Origin of the sequence: Streptomyces sp. 8L (assembly GCF_020176795.1) — a bacterium.
In the GTDB taxonomy this organism is placed as follows: Bacteria; Actinomycetota; Actinomycetes; order Streptomycetales; family Streptomycetaceae; genus Streptomyces.
Genome location: NZ_JAIUKE010000264.1, coordinates 1 through 4,955, shown reverse-complemented (window position 1 = coordinate 4,955; position 4,955 = coordinate 1). Strand labels below are relative to the sequence as shown.

The window sequence follows — 4,955 nt, the reverse complement described above, 5'->3', positions numbered from 1 at the left end:
CCCCCCCCCGGGGGTGTTTCCCCCCCGCCCCCCCGGGGGCGGGGCCCGGGGGGCGGGGGGGGGTGGGGGGGGGGGGCGCCCCCCCCCCGGGCGGCCCCCGGGGGGGGGGCCGCGGCCACCAGCCGCAGCTCCGGCCGCAGCGCCGCCCGCACGTCCAGCAGGAACGCGGCGGCCGTGTCGGCGTCCAGGTGCCGCTCGTGGCACTCGTCCAGGATCACCACGTCGACGCCCGCCAGCTCCTGGTCGCGCTGGAGCCGCTGGAGCAGCACGCCGGTGGTCACCACCTCCACGACCGTCCCTGGCCCCACCGCGCGCTCCCCGCGCACCGTGAACCCCACCCGCTGCCCGGCCCGCTCGCCCAGCAGCCACGCCATGCGCCGGGCCGCGGCCCGCGCCGCGGTCCGCCGCGGCTCGGCCACCAGCACCCGCCGCGCCGGCCCCCCCCCCGGCCCGGGAAGCAGCCCGGCGAGCGCCAGCGGTACCAGGGTGGTCTTGCCGGTGCCGGGCGGCGCGCGTCGCACCGCGCACCCGGCGGCGTCGAGCGCCCCGGCCAGCTCCGGCAGCACCGCCCCTACGGGCAGCGCGGCGAGCGCGTCCTCGCGCACCGGCGCCACGCGCGTCAGTCCCGTACGCAGACGAAGATCGCCGTGCCCGGCAGCAGAGCGCCGCGCAGCGGTGACCAGCCGCCCCACTCTTGCGTGTTCCACGCCGGCCACTCCGGCTCCACCAGGTCGAGCAGCCGGAACCCGGCGGCCGTCAGGTCCCGCACCCGGTCGCCGAGCGTCCTGTGGTGCTCCACGTACACGGCGTCGCCCTGCTCGTCCTGCTCGACGTAGGGCGTGCGGTCGAAGTAGGACATCGTCGCGGTCAGGCCCTCGGGGCCCGGCTCGTCCGGGAACGCCCAGCGCACCGGGTGCGTCGCCGAGAACACCCACCGGCCGCCGGGCCGCAGCACCCGGCACACCTCGCGGAAGACCGCCACCGGGTCGGCCACGAAGGGGATCGCGCCGTACGCCGAGCACGCCAGGTCGAAGGCGCCGTCGCGAAAGGGCAGTACCCCGGCGTCCGCCTGCACGAGCGCGACGGAGCCGGCCCGCTCGTCGTCGATACGGCGGCCGTGCTGGAGCTGGCGGTGCGAGAGGTCGAGCGCCACGGGCCGCGCGCCCTGTGCGGCCAGCCAGCGCGAGCACTGCGCGGCGCCGGCGCCGATCTCCAGGACGTCGAGCCCGCGCAGCGACTCCAGCGGGCCGAGCAGCCCGGCCTCCATCTCGTCCAGCCCCTCGGGGCACCAGACGAAGCGGTCGTCGCCGAGGAAGGTGCCGTGCTCGGTCTGGTACTCGTCGGCGTTCCTGTCCCACCACCCGCGGTTCGCGCGCGAGCTCTCCGTGTCACCGGCGGGGCGGCGGGCGGCCTCCGGCTCGTAGCCGGCGTCCCCGTCCCCGTCCCCTTGCTGTTCCTGTTGCTGCTGTTGGCCCTGTTGTTCCAGTACTGCCCCTTCGCGCGCGGGCTGTTCCTCGGTGCTGCTGCCGGGCTCGTGTGCGCCGTGCTCTTGGATCATCGTGTCCGTCGTGTTGTCGTCAGTACCTGCGGTTCGTCGTAAGGTACGTGCAGTCTTGAGGTGGACGCAGCCCCGGTCGCCGCCCGGAGTGCGGCAGTGTCCCGCTCCCGCCAGCCGGCGGGGACGGGGCGCGCGGCCGGGGCGCGACAGGGCCCGCGCGACGTGCCGGTTTCCGGTATGCGGCGTTCCGCCCCGGGTGTGCGCCTTCGCGCATTGACCATGCCTGGCTGCCCCCGTATGCTAAAGGTTGCGCTGCGGGCTTGCGCGCCTCAGACGTAGCAGCCGCGCTCGCATCTGTTCGGAGTCCCTCGGTTGTCGAGGCGCCTTCCGGTCGGTGATATCGACGGGGATCGGTGCTGCGAGAGCTGTCCGGGTTCCGGTGGACGCGATATCGGGCTCTCGGCGTAGCAGTACCTACGATCCAATGTCCGTACCGGAGCCCTTTCCCACATGACGAGCAGCACCGAGACCACCGCCACCACCCCGCAGGTTGCGGTCAACGACATCGGTAACGAGGACGCCTTCCTCGCCGCGATCGACGAGACGATCAAGTACTTCAACGACGGCGACATCGTCGACGGCGTCATCGTGAAGGTCGACCGGGACGAGGTCCTGCTCGACATCGGTTACAAGACCGAGGGTGTCATCCCCTCCCGCGAGCTTTCGATCAAGCACGACGTCGACCCCAACGAGGTCGTCGCCGTCGGCGATGAGATCGAGGCCCTGGTCCTCCAGAAGGAGGACAAGGAAGGCCGTCTCATCCTGTCCAAGAAGCGCGCTCAGTACGAGCGTGCCTGGGGCACGATCGAGAAGATCAAGGAAGAAGACGGCATCGTCACCGGTACGGTCATCGAGGTCGTCAAGGGTGGTCTCATCCTCGACATCGGCCTCCGTGGCTTCCTGCCGGCCTCCCTGGTCGAGATGCGCCGCGTGCGCGACCTCCAGCCCTACGTGGGCAAGGAGCTCGAAGCCAAGATCATCGAGCTGGACAAGAACCGCAACAACGTGGTCCTGTCCCGCCGTGCCTGGCTGGAGCAGACGCAGAGCGAGGTCCGCCAGACCTTCCTCACCACCCTCCAGAAGGGCCAGGTGCGCTCCGGCGTCGTCTCCTCCATCGTCAACTTCGGTGCGTTCGTGGACCTCGGCGGTGTCGACGGTCTGGTGCACGTCTCGGAGCTGTCCTGGAAGCACATCGACCACCCGTCCGAGGTCGTCGAGGTCGGCCAGGAGGTCACGGTCGAGGTCCTGGACGTCGACATGGACCGCGAGCGCGTCTCCCTGTCGCTGAAGGCGACGCAGGAAGACCCGTGGCAGCAGTTCGCCCGCACGCACCAGATCGGCCAGGTCGTCCCCGGCAAGGTCACGAAGCTGGTTCCGTTCGGCGCGTTCGTCCGGGTGGACGAGGGCATCGAGGGCCTGGTCCACATCTCCGAGCTGGCCGAGCGCCACGTGGAGATCCCGGAGCAGGTCGTCCAGGTCAACGACGAGATCTTCGTCAAGGTCATCGACATCGACCTGGAGCGCCGCCGCATCAGCCTCTCGCTGAAGCAGGCCAACGAGTCCTTCGGCGCCGACCCGGCCTCGGTCGAGTTCGACCCGACGCTCTACGGCATGGCCGCGTCCTACGACGACCAGGGCAACTACATCTACCCCGAGGGCTTCGACCCCGAGACCAACGACTGGCTCGAGGGTTACGAGACCCAGCGCGAGGCGTGGGAGACGCAGTACGCCGAGGCGCAGCAGCGCTTCGAGCAGCACCAGGCCCAGGTCATCAAGTCCCGCGAGGCGGACGAGGCGGCGGCGGCCGAGGGCGCGGCTGCTCCGGCGGCCGGCCAGGGCGGCGCCCCGGCGGCGTCCGGCGGCTCGTACTCCTCGGAGTCCACGGACAACTCCGGCGCCCTGGCGTCGGACGAGGCCCTGGCGGCGCTGCGCGAGAAGCTGGCCGGCGGCCAGAGCTGACGCTCGGGCGGCTGACGCCGGCGCTCATGCGCTGATGTCGTACGGAAGGCCCGTTCCCTTCGGGGAGCGGGCCTTCCGCATGCCCGGACGAGACGGGCGGCCACGCGTGACCGGCGGCTGCGCGGACGCCCGGCAGCGCGGAGCGTACGGAGTGTTCTCCTTCCCCCGGCACGCGGCGTGGTGGCTACACTGCACCAGCGCGTCCCCGCCCGACCGGGGCCCGAGCGTCTCCGGCGAGTACGGGGCGGGAGGCGCGGACGGGGAATGTCGGCGCCTCCCGGTGCGTTCTTGCGGGGGAACAGCAGGAGGAGGAGCGGTAATCGTGCTTGATCCGCAGGATTTGTACGAGTGGGACACGAAGGGCCTGGCGGCCGTGGACCTGGCGCTGGCGCAGGAGACCGCGGGCCTGGTCATGCTGTACCACTTCGACGGATACATCGACGCGGGCGAGACCGGCGACCAGATCGTGGAGAACCTGCTTGAGGCCCTCCCGCATCAGGTGGTCGCCCGCTTCGACCACGACAGGCTGGTCGACTACCGCGCCCGCCGTCCGCTGCTCACGTTCCGGCGCGACCGGTTCACGGAGTACGAGACGCCGACGCTGGACGTGCGCATGGTGCAGGACGCGACAGGAGCGCCGTTCCTGCTGCTGTCCGGTCCCGAGCCCGACGTTGAGTGGGAGCGGTTCGCCGCCGCGGTCGAGCAGGTGGTCGAGCGCCTCGGGGTGCGTCTGGTGGTCAATTTCCACGGCATTCCCATGGGCGTTCCGCACACGCGCCCCGTCGGCATCACGCCCCACGGCAACCGTACGGACCTCACGCCCGGCCACCGCAGTCCGTTCGACGAGGCCCAGATCCCGGGCAGCGCCGAGTCGTTGGTGGAGCTGCGGCTGATGGAGGCGGGACACGACGTGCTCGGCGTGGCCGCGCATGTGCCGCACTACGTCGCCCGTTCCTCGTACCCGGACGCGGCCCTGACCGCGCTGGAGACGATCACCGCGGCGACGGGACTGGTCCTGCCGGCCGTGGCGCACGCCCTGCGCACGGAGGCGCAGCGTACGCAGACCGAGATCGAGCGGCAGCTCGGCGAGGGGGACGAGGACCTGGTCACCATGGTCCAGGGCCTTGAGCACCAGTACGACGCGGTCATCGGCGCCGAGACCAGGGGCAGCCTGGTGGCGGAGCCCGCGGAGATCCCCTCGGCGGAGGAGATCGGCCTGGAATTCGAGAAGTTCCTCGCGGAGCGGGAGGGCGAGGGCGGCGCCTGACCGGCGTGCGCCAACTCTCCTTCCACAATGGCACGTTGGCGGCCCGGGGGGGGGGCCCCGGGGCCCCCCCCCGCCCCCCCGGCCCCCCCGCGGGGGGGGGCCGGCGGGGGGGGGGGGGGGCCGGCGGGGGGGGGGGGGGGCGGGGCGGGGGGGCGGGGGGGGGGGCCCCCC

Annotated in this window: 4 protein-coding genes; 2 read left to right on the top strand and 2 right to left on the bottom strand. The window is 72.6% G+C overall.

Annotated elements, in window-relative coordinates:
- Together LCE31_RS21855 and LCE31_RS21850 are read right to left on the bottom strand one after the other, a co-directional pair.
- Window positions 1–614: DEAD/DEAH box helicase (locus LCE31_RS21855; protein ID WP_374118520.1), on the bottom strand; the 614-nt coding region annotated here is incomplete at its 3' end.
- A gap of 5 nt (window positions 615–619) precedes the next feature.
- The gene (locus LCE31_RS21850; RefSeq protein WP_225016706.1) at window positions 620–1,558 is read right to left on the bottom strand and encodes a class I SAM-dependent methyltransferase; all 939 of its coding nucleotides are present in this window, start codon (window positions 1,556–1,558) and stop codon (window positions 620–622) included.
- Window positions 1,559–2,008: 450 nt separating this feature from the next.
- Here LCE31_RS21850 and rpsA point away from each other — a divergent pair, with 450 nt between their 5' ends.
- Window positions 2,009–3,517 carry a 30S ribosomal protein S1 gene (gene rpsA, locus LCE31_RS21845; RefSeq protein WP_225016705.1) on the top strand — a complete coding sequence of 503 codons (1,509 nt, stop codon included), beginning with the start codon at window positions 2,009–2,011 and terminating at the stop codon, window positions 3,515–3,517.
- A 322-nt stretch (window positions 3,518–3,839) separates the two neighbouring features.
- Window positions 3,840–4,784, top strand: a complete 945-nt coding sequence (locus LCE31_RS21840; protein ID WP_225016704.1) for a PAC2 family protein — start codon at window positions 3,840–3,842, stop codon at window positions 4,782–4,784.
- Window positions 4,785–4,955: the final 171 nt, after the last annotated feature.